The sequence below is a fragment of the Pantoea sp. S61 genome, assembly GCF_016625145.1.
Taxonomy (GTDB): domain Bacteria; phylum Pseudomonadota; class Gammaproteobacteria; order Enterobacterales; family Enterobacteriaceae; genus Pantoea; species Pantoea rwandensis_B.
This window is the reverse complement of the sequence record NZ_JACVUO010000001.1, coordinates 191,301-210,785: the sequence shown is the minus strand read 5'-3', so window position 1 is coordinate 210,785 and position 19,485 is coordinate 191,301. Positions and strand designations below refer to the sequence as shown.

17 protein-coding genes and 1 pseudogene are annotated in these 19,485 nt (G+C 51.5%); 8 read left to right on the top strand and 10 right to left on the bottom strand.

Features of this window, described 5'->3' with window-relative positions; all coding sequences use genetic code 11:
- Window positions 1–152 precede the first annotated feature (152 nt).
- The 6 genes and pseudogenes from IAE30_RS01075 to IAE30_RS01050 all read left to right on the top strand — a co-directional run bounded on the left by IAE30_RS01075 (window position 153) and on the right by IAE30_RS01050 (window position 5,870).
- Entirely contained in the window at window positions 153–1,598 is a 1,446-nt protein-coding gene (locus IAE30_RS01075) for a sugar porter family MFS transporter (RefSeq protein WP_045815526.1), read from the top strand.
- A 145-nt stretch (window positions 1,599–1,743) separates the two neighbouring features.
- Window positions 1,744–2,565, top strand: a complete 822-nt coding sequence (locus IAE30_RS01070; RefSeq protein ID WP_200677887.1) for a TIM barrel protein — start codon at window positions 1,744–1,746, stop codon at window positions 2,563–2,565.
- A 33-nt stretch (window positions 2,566–2,598) separates the two neighbouring features.
- The gene (locus IAE30_RS01065; protein ID WP_200677885.1) at window positions 2,599–3,609 is read left to right on the top strand and encodes a Gfo/Idh/MocA family protein; all 1,011 of its coding nucleotides are present in this window, start codon (window positions 2,599–2,601) and stop codon (window positions 3,607–3,609) included.
- Between the two features lie 292 nt (window positions 3,610–3,901).
- Window positions 3,902–4,096, top strand: a complete 195-nt coding sequence (locus tag IAE30_RS01060; protein WP_045815529.1) for a hypothetical protein — start codon at window positions 3,902–3,904, stop codon at window positions 4,094–4,096.
- 9 nt (window positions 4,097–4,105) lie between these two features.
- Complete coding sequence (locus tag IAE30_RS01055) at window positions 4,106–4,501, top strand: hypothetical protein (protein WP_200677883.1); 396 nt, start codon at window positions 4,106–4,108, stop codon at window positions 4,499–4,501.
- 129 nt (window positions 4,502–4,630) lie between these two features.
- A pseudogene (locus IAE30_RS01050) lies at window positions 4,631–5,870 on the top strand (aromatic amino acid transporter).
- A 10-nt stretch (window positions 5,871–5,880) separates the two neighbouring features.
- Here IAE30_RS01050 and IAE30_RS01045 read toward each other — a convergent pair.
- Genes IAE30_RS01045 through IAE30_RS01015 form a run of 7 tightly spaced genes read right to left on the bottom strand, consistent with a single transcriptional unit; the run spans window position 5,881 to window position 13,074 of the window.
- Complete coding sequence (locus tag IAE30_RS01045) at window positions 5,881–7,266, bottom strand: amidohydrolase family protein (protein WP_200677881.1); 1,386 nt, start codon at window positions 7,264–7,266, stop codon at window positions 5,881–5,883.
- On the bottom strand, window positions 7,266–8,036 hold the full coding sequence (locus IAE30_RS01040) for a cysteine hydrolase family protein (RefSeq protein WP_200677879.1): 771 nt from the start codon (window positions 8,034–8,036) through the stop codon (window positions 7,266–7,268). Before IAE30_RS01040 ends, IAE30_RS01045 begins: the two co-directional genes overlap by 1 nt.
- Window position 8,037: 1 nt before the next feature.
- Window positions 8,038–8,460, bottom strand: a complete 423-nt coding sequence (locus tag IAE30_RS01035; RefSeq protein WP_182058520.1) for a cupin domain-containing protein — start codon at window positions 8,458–8,460, stop codon at window positions 8,038–8,040.
- 2 nt (window positions 8,461–8,462) lie between these two features.
- A complete protein-coding gene (locus IAE30_RS01030) occupies window positions 8,463–9,401 on the bottom strand; it encodes an ABC transporter permease (RefSeq protein WP_200677876.1) in 939 nt (312 codons plus the stop codon).
- Entirely contained in the window at window positions 9,398–10,513 is a 1,116-nt protein-coding gene (locus IAE30_RS01025) for an ABC transporter permease (protein ID WP_200677875.1), read from the bottom strand. The genes IAE30_RS01030 and IAE30_RS01025 overlap by 4 nt, the downstream gene beginning before the upstream one ends.
- Window positions 10,497–12,047, bottom strand: coding sequence for an ABC transporter ATP-binding protein (locus tag IAE30_RS01020; RefSeq protein ID WP_200677874.1), 1,551 nt, complete (start codon window positions 12,045–12,047; stop codon window positions 10,497–10,499). Before IAE30_RS01020 ends, IAE30_RS01025 begins: the two co-directional genes overlap by 17 nt.
- A 16-nt stretch (window positions 12,048–12,063) precedes the next feature.
- Window positions 12,064–13,074: a BMP family protein gene (locus IAE30_RS01015; protein ID WP_200677872.1), complete on the bottom strand. Its 1,011-nt coding sequence runs from the start codon at window positions 13,072–13,074 to the stop codon at window positions 12,064–12,066.
- Between the two features lie 106 nt (window positions 13,075–13,180).
- Here IAE30_RS01015 and IAE30_RS01010 point away from each other — a divergent pair, with 106 nt between their 5' ends.
- Window positions 13,181–14,080 carry a LysR family transcriptional regulator gene (locus IAE30_RS01010; protein ID WP_200677870.1) on the top strand — a complete coding sequence of 300 codons (900 nt, stop codon included), beginning with the start codon at window positions 13,181–13,183 and terminating at the stop codon, window positions 14,078–14,080.
- Window positions 14,081–14,117: 37 nt separating this feature from the next.
- Here IAE30_RS01010 and IAE30_RS01005 read toward each other — a convergent pair whose 3' ends face one another.
- The 3 genes from IAE30_RS01005 to IAE30_RS00995 all read right to left on the bottom strand — a co-directional run bounded on the left by IAE30_RS01005 (window position 14,118) and on the right by IAE30_RS00995 (window position 17,771).
- A complete protein-coding gene (locus IAE30_RS01005; protein WP_200677868.1) occupies window positions 14,118–14,945 on the bottom strand; it encodes a creatininase family protein in 828 nt (275 codons plus the stop codon).
- A 283-nt stretch (window positions 14,946–15,228) separates the two neighbouring features.
- A complete protein-coding gene (locus IAE30_RS01000; RefSeq protein ID WP_200678340.1) occupies window positions 15,229–16,152 on the bottom strand; it encodes a substrate-binding domain-containing protein in 924 nt (307 codons plus the stop codon).
- Between the two features lie 626 nt (window positions 16,153–16,778).
- The gene (locus IAE30_RS00995) at window positions 16,779–17,771 is read right to left on the bottom strand and encodes a sugar phosphate isomerase/epimerase (protein ID WP_200677866.1); all 993 of its coding nucleotides are present in this window, start codon (window positions 17,769–17,771) and stop codon (window positions 16,779–16,781) included.
- A 304-nt stretch (window positions 17,772–18,075) separates the two neighbouring features.
- On the opposite strand from IAE30_RS00995, the gene IAE30_RS00990 reads away from it, so the two are divergent.
- Entirely contained in the window at window positions 18,076–19,470 is a 1,395-nt protein-coding gene (locus IAE30_RS00990; RefSeq protein ID WP_200537790.1) for a Xaa-Pro peptidase family protein, read from the top strand.
- Window positions 19,471–19,485: the final 15 nt, after the last annotated feature.

The following is a 19,485-nucleotide window of genomic DNA, read 5'->3' as shown; positions in this document are numbered from 1 at the left end:
TTTAACCATCAAAATAAAATATCCAGAATGCTTGATATCACATTTCGGAAAATCAATTTCAAATAAAAATTAACATGAAACAAAAATACCGATAGCGTCATTTCTGTTTTGTTCTGCTGTATTTCCAAATGCGTTTTTTACCAGGAGAGGTTATGGAAAAAGAACTGTATATCTCGACAAATACCGCGTCAGGCCCCAATAGCGTGACGCGAACTGAGCCTTTTGTGAAGATTATTGCGCTGGTGGCAACCCTCGGCGGATTATTATTTGGCTACGATACTGGGGTGGTATCGGGTGCGCTGTTATTTATGCGCAGCGACCTGCAATTAACGCCATTCACCACGGGTCTGGTGACCAGCTCGTTACTGTTTGGAGCCGCATTCGGCGCTTTGCTGGCTGGGCATTTCGCCGATGCCATGGGCCGACGCAAAATCATCATCACTCTGGCGTTTATTTTTGCCCTTGGCGCAGTCGGTTCAGCATTTGCTCCGGATGTGGTGTCGATGATTATGTCACGACTTTTCCTCGGCATTGCTGTGGGCGGTGCTGCGGCGACCGTACCGGTCTATATCGCTGAAATCGCGCCAGCCAATAAACGCGGCCAACTGGTGACTTTACAGGAGTTGATGATTGTATCGGGTCAACTGCTGGCGTATGTCTCGAATGCGACCTTCAATGAAATCTGGGGTGGTGAGCATACCTGGCGCTGGATGCTGGCACTCTCGACTGTTCCCGCCGTGCTGTTGTGGTTGGGTATGATTTTCATGCCAGAAAGCCCGCGCTGGCTTGTGATGCGAGGCAATGTCCGCGAAGCCAGGCAGGTGTTGGAGAAGACCCGTGCAGCAGAGGATGTTGAGTGGGAGTTAGAAGAGATTGAAGAGACCATTGAAGAAAACCGGCAGAAAGGTAAAGGTCGGCTGCGCGATCTGCGCACGCCCTGGCTACGTAAGGTGTTTCTGTTAGGTATTGGTATCGCTGCCATCCAGCAGCTGACCGGCGTTAACACCATTATGTACTACGCGCCGACCATGCTGACTGCGACAGGGCTGAGTAATGATGCTGCGCTGTTTGCCACCATAGCGAATGGTGTCATTTCTGTGGTGATGACCCTGGTCGGGATCTGGATGATAGGTAAAATCGGCCGCCGTCCGCTGGTGCTGGTGGGGCAGATGGGCTGCACCGCTTGCCTGTTCTTTATTGCCGCTGTGTGCTTCTTTATGCCGGAGTATCTTGCAGGCGGAGAGGTCAATCTGTTGCGTGCGTATCTGGTATTGACTGGCATGCTGATGTTCCTGTGTTTCCAGCAAGGCGCGCTCTCCCCGGTGACCTGGCTGCTGCTTTCGGAGATCTTCCCCGCGCGCATGCGAGGTATCTGCATGGGCGGCGCGGTATTCGCACTGTGGATGGCCAACTTTGCTATCTCTATGGCATTTCCAATATTGCTGGCTGCCTTTGGTCTTGCAGGCGCTTTCCTCACCTTCGCGATCATCGGTATTGGTGGATCGATGTTTGTGCTGCGCACCATTCCGGAAACGCGAGGGCGCAGTCTGGAACAGGTCGAACATTACTTCTTCGCGCTGTATGACGGCAAGCCTTAGAGATGGATGCGCGAGCTTGATGTAAATCACTCAAGGATGACGCAGTACAAATCCAGAAGATAAATTACTATCAAAACACGCTAAACACCGCAGCAAAACAGAATAACCAAAACACAATACGCTGATAATCATTTCAGGAAATAACATGACCCAGAAAATAAGCCGCGACCGTTTTTGTATTAATCGAAAAATTGCGCCGAACTTAACTGTTACTCAGTTTTTCACCTTGGTGAAAGATTTGGGGATAAATAAGGTCGAGATTCGTAATGATATGAAGAGTGGCAGTGTGACGGATGGTTTAGGGGGCGCGAAAGTTCGTGAATTGGCAAATCAACATGCGCTGACCATCGAAACAATCAATGCGGTGTATCCGTTTAACCAGTTATCCGATGAGATATTGGAAAAAACACGGGGTTTATTAAAGGACGCACGTGAAACCGGGGCGAAAGCGCTGGTGTTGTGCCCACTCAATGACGGAACGGTGGTCTCCAGTGAACAAACGGTTGCCGCTTTAAAAACGCTCGCGCCGCTGTTCGCCGAATACGGCATTGAAGGGCTGGTGGAACCGTTGGGCTTCCCGCAGAGTTCGCTGCGTTCGGCGGCACTGGCACAACAGTTGATCAAACAGGCGGATGTGCCATTCAAGATCGTGCTCGATACCTTCCATCATCATTTGTATGAAGGCGCAGAACAGGACTTCGCCGGTGGCGTTGACGTTAACCGCATCGGATTGGTTCACCTGTCTGGCGTGACGGATACACGTCCAACTGCAGAATTGACTGATGAAGAACGCATCATGCTCAGCGCTGAGGACCTGTTGCAATCGAAACGACAAGTCCAGCGCCTGGAAGAGAGAGGTTACACCGGTACTTACGCGTTTGAACCCTTCTCGTCAGTGATGGAAGCGTGGAGCGAAGCGGATATCGCGCGTGAGATTCGTACCAGCATTGATTTTCTGAACCATTAATTTTACTCGTATAGAAGAACGAAGGAACAAACCATGACGCTGAATATTGGTGTAATTGGCACTGGCGCAATCGGGCGCGAACACATTCGTCGTTGCAGCCAGGTGCTGCAAAATGCTCGCGTGGTTGCACTGAATGACATCAACCGTGCTAACTGCGAGCAGATCCTGACCGATCTCGCACTCAAAGCCGAGATCTATGACAATGCACATGACCTGATTAATGCTCCTGATGTACAGGCGATTCTGGTGACATCATGGGGCCCAACGCATGAAGAGTTTGTGCTGGCAGCGATTAAAGCCGGGAAAGCGGTATTTTGTGAAAAGCCGCTAGCGGTAACGTCGCAGGGTTGTATGAACATTGTCGAGGCGGAGATCGCGAGTGGTAAAAAGCGCGTGCAGGTTGGCTTCATGCGCCCGTACGATAGCGGCTATCGTGCATTGAAAAGCGTTATTGATAGCGGAGACATTGGCGAACCCTTAATGTTGCACTGCGCACACCGTAACCCGGAAGTGGGTGATAACTACACCACGGACATGGCGATCACTGACACCCTGATCCATGAACTGGATGTTCTGCGTTGGTTGTTGAAAGACGATTACGTCAGTGCACAGGTGATTTATCCGCGTAAAACGCGTAAAGCCTCATCGCATCTGAAAGACCCGCAGATAGTGTTGCTGGAAACGGCGAAGGGCGTACGCATTGACGTCGAAATTTTCGTCAACTGTGCCTATGGCTATGATATCCAGTGTGAAGTGGTGGGTGAGACCGGGATTGCGAGCTTGCCTGAGCCGATGTCCGTTCAGACACGAAGTGCGGCTAAACTCTCCACAGGCATTCTGACCGACTGGAAAAAACGCTTCATCGATGCCTACGATGTGGAATTGCAGGATTTCATTAACAGCGTGTTGTCTGACAACATGACGGGCCCGTCTGCCTGGGATGGTTATGCTGCGGCGGTTGCCGCCGATGCCTGTGTTGCCGCGCAAAACAACGGTGAGATTGTGCCGATTACCATGCCACCACGCCCTGCGTTTTATCAATGACGGAAACACGGGCGCACCCTGGTGCGCCCGTGACTGAGTGTTTAAGCCATCACGTGAGCTTGATTTATCGTTGGCGATTCACCGCTAAGTGCTGTATAAATACTCAGTTCATTGAAAGCGGGTGGGTATGTTTTGCATCCAGAGAGGGTTCCTCTTTCAGAGGTAGATTGAATGTTGCCCACTTTTAAATGTCAAAATTTCAGGAAAGGTTGAGTTTCTACGTTAAAGAGGCATCATGTTTAAGCGGTTGATGCCCGTTGGCGGTTTAAACTTCGCGAAGTCAGGAGATCATATGCCAAAGATTCTGGAGCTTTTTCTCAGCATGCCAGGACGATTGATGCAATCAATCAACCAGCAGGATATTGAGCAGTCTAATGACAGTAAAATTATCACTGATGCTAATGGTAATGCGTTGTTAAACATGAATAATCCGCAGGTCCGCGATTCCATGCAGGCCCGTATGAAGGAATTGGCCGCAAAACGTTAAGGATTAACGATGGGTCCGCTGGTGATTATGGTGGTATTGGTCTGTGGCTTTTGGTTTACAGAAAATCATTATCAATCCCGCATACGCCATGCCAGAACCGATGGCTGGACATCGTATTTTTATGTTGCCATGCATGGCTGCAAGTTTGTCATTCAGGGATTTTGCCTGATTCTATTTATTTACCTGTTCCTGGTCGTTGTCAGCCTCATCTTTTCAATTCCCCATCTGTTTGTGTCCACCTATGGCATCAAAGACTACTATTCGTGGTTAACGTATAATACGGCACTCTCATATCCACTCTTTTTCCTTTTCTCTGTAATACCGATGGATGAGGTTGAGACCCTCTCATTGTTTGATACCAGCACCTACCAATGTTTTGATGAATTCATCAATAAAAGGTCTTAACACTCCACTCACGAGTGACGCTGTCACCCTACGCTGACACTCAGCGCGTCACGACCTGATACCGTTGCCTCTCCCTCGTGACACTTTCCGTGTAATATCGCCGCCTTTGATCTTTCAGGGATTCTGATAATGACGGACTCAACCTTAAGCCAGCGCCAACCCTCCGTTTGGTGGGGGGCAATGATTATTTGCGGTACGGTGGTGGGTGCGGGCATGTTCACCTTGCCGATTGTGATGGCCGGTGCGTGGTTTAGCTGGGCACTGCTGCTGTTGCTGGTGACGTGGGGCGCGATGTTGCTATCAGGTTTGCTGTTTATGCGCACCAGCCTGCACTATCCGCAGGGTTCGGGTTATGACACCTTAACGAAAGATCTACTGGGTCGCGGTTGGGCAACGCTTAACGGTCTCAGTATTCTCTTTGTGCTGGGGCATCCTGACTTATGCCTATATCTCCGCCAGCGGGCCGGTTTATCAGCACTCGCTCAACCTGGCAGGGCTGCCGCTCTCCACCGCCGGCGCAAAAATCGCACTCACGCTCGCCGTGGCCGCCGTGGTGTGGCTGGGTACGACAGGCGTGAGTCGCTTAATGACGTTCTGCGTAATGGCGAAAATCCTGCTGCTGATCCTGCTCTTTGGTGGTTTGCTGACACAGGTCAGCTTGCCTTCGTTATTCAGCGTCGCGCCAGCGGGAGAGCATTATTGGCCTTATGCACTGGGCGTATTACCGTTTTGCCTGGCGTCTTTTGGTTATCACGGCAATATCACCGGGCTGGTGAGTTATTACGATGGTAACAAACGTTCAATCACGCAAGCGCTGGTGCTTGGTACCTTAATGTCGCTCGCTCTCTACCTGTTCTGGTTGACCAGCACCATGGGTAATCTGCCGAGGGCCGCATTCCCCGGAATCGTACAGCAGGGCGGTGATATCGCCGCCCTGATGGCGGCGTTGAGCGATCACCTCCATGTCAGTGCACTGGCATTGATGATGTCCGTCTTTTCACATTTTGCCGTAATCGCCTCTTTTCTAGGCGTGACGGCGGGGCTGTTTGACTTCATTGCCGATCGTCTAGGCTGGGGCAACACTCCGCTGGCACGTCTGAAAACAGCCTGTCTGACCTTTCTGCCCCCGTTGATTGCATCACTGCTCTGGCCGCATGGTTTTGTCGCCGCAATTGGCTTCGCGGGATTGTTTGCTACCCTTTGGGCGGTCATTATCCCGGCGATGCTGGCCTGGAAGGCACAACGGCGTTTTGCCGGGATGCCGCGATCTATGCTCTCGATCGTGCTGGTCATGATTTTCGGTGTACTAAATATCGGTGCCTGGTTACTCAGTTGGTTAGGTTGGCTGCCTGGTTTCGGCAACGCCTGAATTAACACCATTAAAACGCCATTGAACGCCAGCCTCGAGGCATATCATTGCCGGTTCGTGCGGCCAGGGATTGTGCCGCACGTTGTGAACGCGCCATCACGGCTTGCTGGTTGATCTGAGTAAATTCGCCATTTCTCAGCAACCAGGCACCGTCAACAAACACATCACTGACTTCATGGCCCAATGCGGAATAAACCAGTGACGAGACCGGGTGGTGGATGGGCGTCATCGCCGGGTGTGAGGTGTCAACAATGACCACATCCGCGCGTTTACCGACTTCCAATGAACCGACCAGATGATCAAGACCAATGGCTCGTGCACCATCAATAGTGGCCATCTCCAGCACCTTCTCTGCGGTCATAATGGTAGGATCGCGGTGTACCCCTTTTTGCAGGAGTGCAGCCACTTTCATTGCCTGGAAAAGGTTATGATTATTGCTGCTGGCAGGGCCGTCAGAGCCGAGTCCTACCGTCAATCCTGCCGCCAGCATTTCTGGTATGGGAGGCACCCCTGACGCAAGATATAAATTACTGCATGGGTTGTGCGAGACGCGTGTGTCGTGATGTTTTAGCGCGCGGATATCACGAGAACTGCACTGCACACAGTGCACGGCCAACACATCCGGGCCGAGGAAACCGATATCACTCAGAAATTCGGTGTCGGTTCCCTGAAAACGCAGTTTGGCTTGTTCAATTTCAAAATCGGTTTCCGCGACATGCGTTGTAATCAGTACGCCGGTCTCATTGGCTAACTCACGGGTGCCGCGCAGCACTTTCTCATCCAGAGCCCAAATCATGCTGGGCGCCAGGCCTACTTTGACGCGGCCGTTGGCCTTATGGAAACGATGAATAACATCACGCGCGTCTGCCAGCGCGGCTTCCGGCGTTTCGATAAGTGCTTCAGGGATGCCATGTTCAGCGCCAGTGGTCAGGAATCCACGGCATACATGACCGCGAATACCACTGACCTCAAAAGCTTCAATGACTTTTGCGGTCAAACCCGGCCGGGGATGGGCATACATAAAATCGACCAGCGAAGTGACGCCTGAACGCAGAGATTCCATGCAGCCGTGCAGGGCTGCGGCATAAACATCCTCTTCCGTTAACGCGACAGCGCTCGGTCCGGTCATACAGGTAAACCATTTTTTCAGCACCATGTCGTCGCCCAACCCCTTTAATAGCGTCTGAAACAGGTGCGTGTGCGTGTTGACCATACCCGGAATAATAATGCGCTGACGGCAATCGATAACCTCCGCCTCCGGATATTGCAGGCTGAGCGTCTCGCGTGTTCCGATGGCACGGATATGATGGCCTTCAATCACCAAACTTGCCTGTTCCAGAATTTCACGCTGGGAGTTCATGGTGATAATCCAGCCATCGGACAATAAATAACTCATCAATCACACTCCAATTGCTGTTTTAATTGCGATCCCTGAACGACAAAACCGAAGCACTGTTGCACGTTGTACAGCGTGGCGTCGCGGCAATAAGAGGGTGACGTGGTTGCGCTGCAGTCCTCAAGAAGCAGGCAGTCATAACCTCGAAAGTTAGCGTCCTGGAGGGTGCACAGCACACATTGATCGAGATTCACGCCAGCAAACAGCAGTGTTGTCACACCAAGGTTACGCAGGATGCTGTCAAGTTCGCTGTCATGAAAGCCGGACATACGATATTTGTTGATGCGGATATCGCGTGAGTCAGGCGTTAACTCTTCGACAATTTCAGCCGCCCAGCTCCCGGCTTCCAGCACAGGCGCACCGGAAAGGGGGAGAGGATCACCTAAGCCAACGCCATCGCCATTGGGGTTATAAACATGCAACAGTGCCGGGCTGAGATTGAGCTTATCGGGTCGATTACCCCAGTTAAGCCAGATCACCGGCACCTCGGCTTGACGCAGAACCGGCAGTAAATTTTGTAGCGGGGCAATGGGCGCGCGTGCAGGCGTGACATCCACACCAATGTGGCCGAGCCAGCCATTGGGATGGCAAAAATCGTTCTGCATATCAATCACAACGATCGCGGTGTGTTGTAAATCAAAAATCACCGATCGATCGCCAGTGCTGAGCTCGACCGGGCGTGAAGCTTGCGATGGACGACGTGTATCAATGCGTTCTTTTGAGACGCGCCATTGGTTAAATCGGCTGCTGCCCAATACGTTTAACCCCATTTCAGGCTCCTGTCAGAATACGCAAATCTTCACTGTCTAATGTGACAGGGTCACCGCTGCGAATCAGCTCGGAAAAGCCTTCGTTTGGCGTCATGACCGTCAGCGTATACAGCTTTTCGCTTCCTGTATTGCGAATGGCATGATCATTACCAGGGTGTAACAACAGCGAATCACCTTTCCTGATCACCAGCTCGTCATCATTACAGCGAGCCACGCCTTCACCATGAAGAACATAGAAAAACTCATGGGCAGTGGCATGTTCATTAGGAGGCGTCGCGCCGCCGACGTTAAAGATCTCTACAACAAAGATATTCTCAATACCATCGAGGGTTTTATCGCACAGGATGGCGAAGTAATTGGTGCTGTCCGGACTAATACGGAAAGCCTGAACATCCTTCAGATTATTGAAACGAAACGTTTTCATATTTATTCCCTTCGATAAGGCTGCGTCAGTGCGCCGGGTTGTAATGTGCGTCCCACGACACCTGACATTGCCAGAATCGTGAGCAGATAAGGCAGTGCGAGCAGCACCTGCGGTGGCAGCGTGTTTTCAAACAGCTGTAATGAGAGTTGCAATGCATCAGCCGCACCAAAGATAAAGGCTGCGAGCAGGGCTTTTAGTGGGCTCCAGCGGCCAAAAATCACGATGGCAAGCGCGATAAACCCTTGACCACTGACAATATTGTCGCGAAACAGGCCGATTTGCGCGGTGACCAGATAGCCGCCGGCTAAACCCGCTCCAACACAGGAAAACATCACGCCCCAGGTACGGATTTTCAGCACGTTCAGGCCGGCAGCATGCGCAGCTCGCGGGTTTTCTCCAACGGCGCGCAGCGAAAGACCAAAGCGCGTATGGAAAAGACAATAATGTGCCAATACGGCCAGAATCAGCGTGAGGTAAAGGGGCAGCGGCTGCTGGAACAGAATCGGTCCAACGACGGGGATCGATGAGAGCACCGGTATATGCCAGGGCTCCAGCATGGGAATGGTTGGCGACGAGCCATTGCCCATCACCAGGGCATAGATCCACGAAGCAAGCCCGGCAGCGAGAATATTAAATACAATACCGACCACGACCTGGCTGGCATGTGCGCGCAGATAGAGCGCGGCCAGCACGCAGCCAACGATCAAGCCGCCAACGCCACCCGCGATAAAACCCAGCGCCGTGGATCCACTTTCAACCGCCATCATGTAACTGGCCAGCGCGCCAAGTAAGATAGTGCCCTCAATGCCAATATTCAGCACGCCGGAACGTTCAGCGTAGATTTCTCCCAGTGCTGCAAGTAACACGGGTCCGGCAAGGCGAACTGCTGCGGCAAGCCAACTGATAAAGAATGCGGTATCGAGATTAGCCAGCAAATTCATGATTGTTCCTCTGCAAGCGTGCGGTTGCCTCTGCGTAAACACGGTAAGTTAATGCGGTAGTAGCGCAGCAGATCGCCAGCCAGGATCAATAACACCACCAGACTTTGCAGGATCAACACCACCGATGTGGGTAAACCGGTTTGGCGCTGCATGGCACTGCCGCCCACTTCAAGGCCGCCGTATAAAATCGCGGTAGGGATCACCAGCAGTGGATTCAGACGCGCTAACAAGGCAACCACCACGCCGATAAAACCCACACCGCCTGAAATGCCATCCATTAAACGATGCTGCACGCCAAGCACGGCACATAAACCGGCTAATGCCGCTAATCCACCGCCAAGCAACACGGCTCCCATCTGACGGCGGTTAACATCAACACCGCTGTAGCGTGCAGCTCGTGGATTCAGGCCAGCGATTTTTATTTCAAAGCCTGCCGGGGTGGCCCGCAACAGCCAGAAAACAAACAGGCTAGCGACCAAAGCGATGGCGATTCCCCAATGCGCACGCATGCCACTCATGACAAACGGCAACCAGCTATCGGCGGGTAAACGTGGCGTCTGCGGAAGATCACCCGGCGCGCGCATGGGTCCGGAAACGAGGTACTGCACGATAAACAACGCAACATAATTCGCCATCAACGAAATCAGGACATCGTTGCCACCGAATTTGACGCGGAGTGCGCCTACCCATCCGGCCCAGATGGCACCCGCGAGAAACGCGGCCAGTAAAACCATCGGCCAATAAATCAAAGAGGGAATGGCCCACGGAAAACCCTGCGGTGTGCCAGAAAGGGCGATCCAACTGGCTGCGGCAGCACCCAACAAAAAGCAACCTTCAAAGCCGATATAGCCCAGTCCCGCTCGCCATACCACGATGGTGGCCAGCGCGATGAGCATGAGCGGTGTGGCCTGGACTATGCTCAGACCAACACTACGCAGAGAACCGAACGCTTCATTAAACAGAAAACCATAGGCGGATAGTGGGTTGCCGCCAAAGGGGATAAATAATAATCCCGCGATGGCGAAGGCAGCGGCAATGCCACAGATGCTGGTCAGCAACAGCGCGCCAGTGGATTCAGCGGGGGCGAGGCGTCTCTCAAGCAGCTTCTTCACGTTCGCCTCCTTTTTGCAGATGGGCGCCCGCCATAAGCTCACCGAGCTTTTCTGCTGTGGCTTCATGTGCAGGCAGTTCGCCCGCGATTTGTCCGCTATACATCACGGCGATACGATCGGACAGGTTGAGAATTTCCTCTAACTCCGCCGAAATCATCAAAATGGCGCAACCGCGATCGCGCGCCGCAATTAAGCCTTGCCACACGCTCTCAATCGCGCCGACATCCAATCCACGTGTCGGTTGCTCAACCACGAGTAAGCAGGGATCGCTCGCCACTTCACGACCGAGTATGAGCTTCTGCAAATTGCCGCCAGAGAGTTTTCCAGCTTCGAAATCAGCATCGGGCGTGCGCACGGCGAAACGCGCAATAATATCGCGGGCATGCTGGCTGATGTGCTGTCGGTCCAGCAACCAGCCGCCTGCGCGAGTGAAACGGTGTTGACGACCTAACAATGCATTGTCAGTGATTGATAACGCTGTCACTGAACCGACGCCACGTCGATCGGCGGGGATAAATCCCACCCCTTTATGACGACGGACTGCCGGGGAATCCTCGCTGATATCGGCCCCATTCAACAAAATGCGCCCGGCCTCCAGCTTGCGCAGATTGAGTAACGCTTCAGCAAGCTCGGACTGGCCGTTACCTTCAACCCCCGCAATACCCAGAATTTCACCGGCTGCAACTTGCAAAGAGACGCGCCAGATTTTTTGCTGACCGCTGGCATCCCGGACCGCAATATTGTCGATATGCAACACCGTTTTACCCGGCTGGCAGGGGGATTTTTCCACGCGAAGTACCACATCACGGCCCACCATGCGGCGGGCCAAATCCCGCTCTGAAGTGTCATTGATATCGACCGAATCGATCATCCTGCCACCCCGCATCACCGAAACATGATGGGCTATTGCCATGATTTCATACAATTTATGCGTCACGATCACCACGGAACGCCCCTCAGCGCACAGTGATTTTAACGTGGCAAACAGGCCTTCTTTTTCTTGTGGCGTAAGCACTGCAGTGGGTTCATCAAGAATCAGTACCTGGGCATCGCGGTACAATAATTTGAGGATCTCAACGCGCTGTTGCACGCCAATGGGCAAATGGTGCACGTTCGCCCAGGGATCAATCGCCAGACCGTGCTTGTCAGAGAGCGCCTGTAACCGTTGCGCAGCAGCTTGCAGATTAAGCACGCCACTGCGGTTCTCTTTCAGCCCCAGCACCACGTTCTCGACCACGGTCATTGGCTGTACCAGCATGAATTCCTGGTGAACCATACCGATGCCGCAGTGGATGGCATCACTCGGATCGCGAAAACGCCGGGGTAATCCATCCACGACAATCTCGCCCTCATCTGCCTGATACAGGCCATACAGAATCTGCATCAAGGTGCTTTTACCTGCACCGTTTTCACCCAACAAGGCGTGGATTTCACCGGCTTTGATGCTGAGTGAAACGCCATCGTTGGCCACTACGCGAGCAAAGCGTTTGGTGATGTTATTGAGTGCCACGCGAACAGGTGCTGTTGCTGTCATAACAAGTTCCCGCCGGTTAAACAGTTGGTTTCAACGCGCCACTGTCGAGCTGCTGCCAAATGGTCTGGAATTTAGCCCATACATCCGCGCTGACAAGTTTGCTGTTGTAATGTTCATTGCCGCTGACCACCGACCAGGCTTTACCCACCGTTGGATGCCACTCATCACCCCCTTTGAAGGTTTTATTGGCGACCGACTCTCCGACTTGTTCAACCATCCAGTCGAGGTTCTGACGGAAGCTGCACGCGACATAATCCGGTGCGACATCACGCTGATCGACATAACATCCGATGGCTTTCACTTTTCCCGCGGCAGCGCCTTGCATTGCGCCTAACCCGGTCACATCAGCGGCATGCCAAATCACATCAGCGCCATTACCAATCATGGTGGTGGCAGCTTCTCGACCTTTGGCGGCGTTGTCATAGTCGCCAGTGACCACACCCATACCTTTGATGCCAGGGCGTGTTTTCTCTGCTGCCTGGATGAACGCCCGCATCATGGCTTGCTGCGTTGGATTGTCCCCGCCGCCGACAAAGCCCACGGCTTTGCCTTTATCAGAGATCAATGCTGCCAGAGCCCCGGCGGCATAAGCGCCTTGCAAATACGCGAGGTTCACGTACTCAACGTTATCAGGTGATTTCTCACCAGGTTTGAACGTTGAGGCGAAGAAATAGGTTGCGGGGTATTCCGGCGCAATCTCGGCAAAGGCGGAACCGTATTCGAAGCTGTGTCCAATGATCAGGGTGTAACCATCGTCAGCGTAACCTCGGATCACTTGTTCCATTTGAGCTTGCGGTACGCTTTCACTGTAGGCAACGCTAAAACCGGCCTTTTTCAGGCTCTGTAATCCAGCAAATGCCAGTGAACTCCAGCCACCATCGGCAACAGAGCCTGGCAACAGCAGGGCAATTTTTATGGTGTTATTCGCAGCCATTGCGCTACGCGACAGCATGGGAGCCAGAGCCGGTAACAACAGCGCGCCAGCCACTAATTTCGCAAATTTTCTGCGGGATACGTCTGCCATCATGTGTTCTCCTGGTGTGGTTTTGTTGTATTAATCACCGGAAGAGCATTATCTTAAAAGCATCATTTTTCGCACTTACCGATGACTTAAAGGCAACGCAGGGGAACGCATGCTTCAGCACCGTTTGTTTATTTATATCGACCAGATTGCTCGTAGCGGTTCTATCCGCAAAGCCGCTGAGCGTTTGCATATTTCGGCCTCGGCCATTAATCGCCAACTGATTGCCCTGGAGGAGGAGTTGGGCACACCGCTGTTTCAGCGATTGCCACGTAAGATGGTGTTAACCGCAGCGGGCGAAGCCTTGATTCATCATGTGCGTCAAAGTTTTAAAGAAATTGAGATAGCGCAGATGAAGATTGAAGAACTAAAAGGTCTGCGCCGCGGTGAAGTCACGGTAGCGATGATGAGCGGGCTGGCCGCCAATCTCATTCCCCTCACGGCAGCGGAGTTTCGCCGTGCTAATCCCCGCGTGAAACTGCATCTCCAGCAACTCACTACGGGGGAGAACATCACCAATGCCGTCGCAAATGGTGAAGCAGATTTGGGGATTGGGTTTGATTTTGAATTACAACCCGTGCATCGCAAACTCGCCAGTGTGGCGGTGCGGTTGGGGGCGGTGGTGGGTACCGGGCATCCGCTGGCAGAAAAAGCCAGTTTACGTCTCAGCGACTGTCTGCCTTATCCCGTGGTGATCGCTGATAAATCAATGGTTATCAGACCTTACCTCAACGAGGTTTTCGCGCGGGCATCGATCAATCTACAAACAGTGATTGAAACTAACTCCATCGAGGTGATGCGGCAGTCGGCAATGATGGATCAGACTCTGACGTTCCTGACACCGATTGATATCGAATCGGATCAACGCAGCGGTAGGTTGATTTACATTCCGGTACGTGAGCTTGCGCAGCATACCCAGACGCTGATGCTAATCGGTCACGATCGCGGAACAAGCGCAATTGGTAGCGTTTTTGCGGAAACACTGAAAGGAATGATGTCGGCATTACGTTAGCGGTGAGGGCAACCCTCAGGTTGCCCCTGACAAATGCTTAGACCTGCCTGGGACGGTAGGCGGTTTCAGCTTTAAGGAAGTCGAGATCGAACGCTTGTACCTCACGAACCAATGTGATCAGTGCTTGCGCGGCACGGTCGGTGGCAATATTGCCTCGTTCCGCATCGGCAGCGGCAGCATTACCCGTGGTACCTGACAGATGAAGATCTTGTGCCATCCAGCCAAATCCTATGCCACCTTCGGGGGTAAGAATCCCTCCGCTGGCTTCTAACGCGACTGATGTCGAGACGAAATCATCGGCATAGACCATTTGAACTAAGTCGGGGTGCAAATGCAGCATCATACTGGTCTCTGACTCTCCGCCATGAATGCCGTGCTGCATCTCTTTTTCGCTATACAGATCTGACGCATCAATTGTACGGAACCAACTGGCGCCAACGGCAAACATCCCCAGTTCGATGCGCAACTGACGACAAACGATTTCCATTAATTGTGGTTGCCCACCGTGTGAATTCCAAAAAATAAGCTTCCGAATGCCGGCGCGCCAGGCGCTTTTTGCCACTTCAAACCATACTTTCCCTAGCACTTCGTAAGGCAGTGAAAGCGTACCAGGATAAGCCAGGTGTTCGTCTGATTTGCCAATTGGCAGGGCGGGTAACACCAACATTGGCAGGTTGTCGGGCATGAGTTCAACGGCGCGTTGAATAATGCCCGCATTAATGGCGGCATCCACGCGTACCGGCAGATGCGGACCATGCTGCTCAACGGCCCCAATCGGTAAGACAGCCACCATGTTTGCCATATCGAGTTCACTAAATTCCCGAGTGGAAAGATCCCACCACCAGGGCGAAGACGGTTTTACCATGTTAACCTCCATTTTTAGCTCAACATAGCGAGATGCTACTGCAATGGAAGCAACAAAATTCGTACTGAGCGTTGCCTTTTAAGCATTGCTGGTTGAAGGTGCTCTGCAAGACCTGACTGAATGCATCACAGGATCTTACTTTATGAAAATTATCGGCCGCCGCCTTAAATAAAACGTTCTCTTTAGGCAAGTCCTGTTCAAGCTTCAAGACAGAGCTGACTATTGCTGAAATGGTACCTTCAATATCCGTCATCTTCGGCGGCCCGATGGGCCGCCTTAGACATCATTTTTGATTCTTGTCAGTGAACGCCTGGTAATTTTCACGCGTTACGGTCTGATAGGGCACCCAGTTATAGGCTTCGGTTTTGTTGCCGGCCAGCATATCGCTTGCCACATTGACTGCTCCAATAGCCTGACCCTTTGCATCCTGGAAGATGGTCACCGCCATTTTGCCATTCTTGATGAACTGCAAACCATCCGGTGTGCCATCAATGCCAGCCACTAAGACATCGCTCTTCTTCAACTGATCCAGTGCCATAATCGCACCAATTGCCATCTCGTCATTATTAGCAACAATGGCGTTGATGGTGTTGCCATCCTGCAACCAGGAGAGGGTTTTATCGACGGCTTCATTGCGCTGCCAGTTGGCAGTCTGCTTCTGAATAACTTTAAGCCCCGGATGAGCACTGACATAGTCCTCAACGGCTTTAGTGCGCTGGCGTGCTTCTTCTGTGGAGAGAGCCCCCATCAGGATGGCGATATTACCTTGATTGTTCATGCGTTTTGCCAGCGCTTCAATCTCCATTTTCCCGCTTAACGCAGAGTCGGAGCCAACGTAAGCCATCTTACCGCTCAGGGCCACTTCAGGTTTACGGTTGACGAATATCAGCGGGATGTTGGCTTTTTTCGCTGCAGCAATCACAGGCATAACACCCTGCGTGTCCACCGGGTTCACGATAATCGCGTTGGCACCCTGATTAATAAAATCATCAACCTGTTGGATTTGTAGTGAAACATCTCCTTTCGCATCGGCAAACTGGCTATTCAGTCCTTTTTCTTTCAACTGTGTTTCCATTTGACTGCGAAGGATTGAAACAAAATTAAGGTCCAGATTAGCCAGAGCAACGCCCACCATATACGTTTTGGCTTGCACAGCAAACACACTTAGCAAACCACAGGCGATTATTATTGCTTTGATTATATTCATATTTATATCTCTGTAGGGTGGATAGTACTTGTATGCACCCGGGTGCAAATAAATGCAAATCAACACATAGTGCTGGTGATTTGTTCGCTGAGTCCCTGGGTGCTTATCATTACTTTCAGATGAGGTGAGAAATTAGTCAACGCGGTAAAAATCGATTCCTTCATCCGGATCACAAAATGAGGGCAAAGGTCCTCGATAAGAGATCCGAAATGCTACCGGGTGCAAATCTCTCTACCATTGATCTCTTTGCTTATTGCCTTTTTAAGTTACAACATACAGCAAGGTTTTAATCAAAGCGCATCAGTAAGCCACGGAGTCGTTTATCGCTGACCAGCGGTTCACTGAACGCAATATGAAGAATGTAACGCCAGACAAAACACTAAAGGGTGGTCAATTCTCGACAAAGATGTTGTAAATCATGATCTTGAGATAAAACATAAACACCAGGTTATCGCTTACGGCTTGGTGTCTCACTAAGAGGGTACCCAACTCAACCACTTTACGTTGTTCCAGTCGCAACGCTTCAAGTTTTTCGCAGGTTTACGGATAAGTAGTGTTTATTGATTTTGATGGTGAAGCGCAAAAGCTAAGAAGTTGCCCAGCACATTATTGCCGGGCACGACAAGTTAGTCTTCAATACTGCTTAACAGCGCATTTTGAATGATTTTCTGGGCTTTTAGTGGATTTTGTTCACTTTGCGCCGCTTGCAATGCGGCGATATCCAACTTATCCAGAGCACGATAAATATGCTTAAGGAAACGAATCGACAGATTGGCGGCTTCAACATGGTCCTCACGGAAGGGGAACTGATCCAGCTGCCACACGCCATCCCAATTATTGATTTTGAGTACATAGAAGAACTCAAAAATTTCCGTCATGTGTACTGTGCCGACGACGAGATCGTCATCCCAGCCACGTAAGTTATCGTTGACGTCCATCCCAAACAGTCTGCCACGATCGATAATCAGCTGGGCTGAGTCCGCTGGTGATTCCCCGGCAAAGAGCGCATGGCCAAAGTCCAGCAGTACCCCGACGTTAGCGAGTCCAATATCTTCAATCCCCAGCAAGGTGCGAGCAGCAGAATCCCAGGTCATTTTTACACGCGGTTCACGCGGTTTGTATTCGATGGCGAATTTGACATCAGGATTGGCACTGGCCAGTTCGCGCATGCCATCAACCGCCAGTTTCCAAAGATTTTTATGGTCAACCTGGAAGGGGTAATCCCATCCATCTTGTCCCGGCCAGATTTTCACATAATTAGCCCCTAACTCACGGACTACTGTGGCGGCTTCATGCATCAGATCGAAGGCCTGCTGGCGCAGTGCGGGATCGGGGTTGGTAAAGGCACCGCGTGAAAAGCGGCGCAGATAGATTTCAGGCGTCACGCCAATCGCTTTAAGACCGGCCTGGTCTAGTGCTTCTTTTACCTGGGCAACGGTAACACCTTCCGTAAAGGGATAGGGCACATCTACATAAGATAAGTCTTCTACACTGCCAGCCAGTTTGATCTGGTCTAAGGTACTCAGCGCCGGGCCATATCCGTCGACGGCATAACGATCAATGTAGTTAGCAAAATGCCATAAACCGGCACCAAATTTCGGGTAGGTGTAACCACTCATAAGACATTCTCCTTTGATTAGGGTAATCCGATGCGTTCCGATGTTAGGTTGAATATATATTCACATATGGTTATATATTCCATTCTGCGCCTTGTGCTTCTTGCTTAACCAGCATTGAGTGAAGAAATTGAGGGTGGCTTCACACAAAATTTGTTTACCTGCAAGTGAGCAGCAAACCCGGCATGACATTATCAGCGCACAATTAAAACCAGCAGGTGCTACCTTGCTTGAACAGGTGGCAACCCGCTTCCCATGCAAAGGTCGTCATTTCAACATTCAATACGTTAACCAGAGGTCATTCATCATGATGTCTCCGTCAATTCAGCTTGGCCCAACGAAAGCACCGACAAAATTTACCCAGGTTGAACCCGTTTTCCTTTCAGACGAAACCATGCTGGAACGAAAAAACAAGGTTTTGCAGGGGATGGCCAATGGTGGTTTTGATGCCCTGGTGATTTATGCTGATAAGGAACATGGCGGGAATTTCGAATACTTAACAGGGTTCATCCCGCGTTTCGAAGAGGGGCTGTTAATTGTCGATGCCAGTGGAGTATGTACCGTTATCCTCGGGAATGAGAATCTCAAACTGGCTCGCTTTTCACGCGTACCTGTCACGTTGCTTCACTGCCCGTTGTTTTCGCTGCCTAACCAGCCAATGGATCATGAAATACCGCTTGAAAACCTTCTGGCATCTGCGGGCTTGAGTGACAAAAGCAAAGTAGGCCTGGTGGGATGGAAGATGTTTACCCCAGCCGCAGGCAATGGCTCCGCCTATTTTGATTTGCCGTGGTTTATTGTTGATGCGGTGCAACGCACGCTGAAAAAAGAAGCTGAGCTGTTAAATTCAGCGCACTTATTTATTAGCGGCGCTGGCGGTGCAAGAGTGACCAACAACGCCAATGAAATCGCGCATTATGAGTATGGGGCCAATCTGGCATCTAACTGTATTCTTAATGCGATGGACGCGGTGGAAGTGGGTGTGCGGGAAATTGATTTGGGCGCGCTTCTGGCTGCTGAAGGCCAATACAATACGGTGGTCTCCATCGCTGCCACCGGCGTCCGCTTCGATCATGCTAACCTTTATCCAACATACAAAAAGCTGCAGCAGGGCGATCCTTTGTCGCTGACCACAGGATTTAAAGGTGGATTGTCCAGCAGAGCTGCTTTCGTTATCGCCGGTCCTGCAGAACTGCCTGATGCTCAGAAAGATTGGCTAGACAGAATCGCTAAACCCTACTTCTCTGCACAGGTAGCCTGGCTGGAAAATATCCGCGTGGGGATGTCTGGCGGTGAGCTTTATAACGTGATCGAAGATGTACTGCCCAAAGCCCGATATGGCTGGCATCTCAATCCCGGCCATTTGGTTGCTGATGAAGAGTGGATGTCATCGCCAGTGTACCCAAATTCCAGCGAACTGTTGAAAAGTGGCATGCTATTGCAGATCGATATCATTCCCTCGGTACCGGGCTATAACGGTGTCAGCGCAGAAGAGTGTATTGCGTTGGCCGATTCATCACTTCAGGCCAAAATCGCGGAAGCGTATCCGCAACTTTGGCAGCGAATTACGCGTCGACGTGATTACCTGCGCGATGAAATCGGCATTAAACTCAGTGCCGATGTATTGCCGCTATCCAATGCGGTGGGTTATTTAAGGCCATTTTTGCTCGCTAAACACCTGTCCCTCAGCGTGAAGAAATAGAGCGCACTGTTTGCG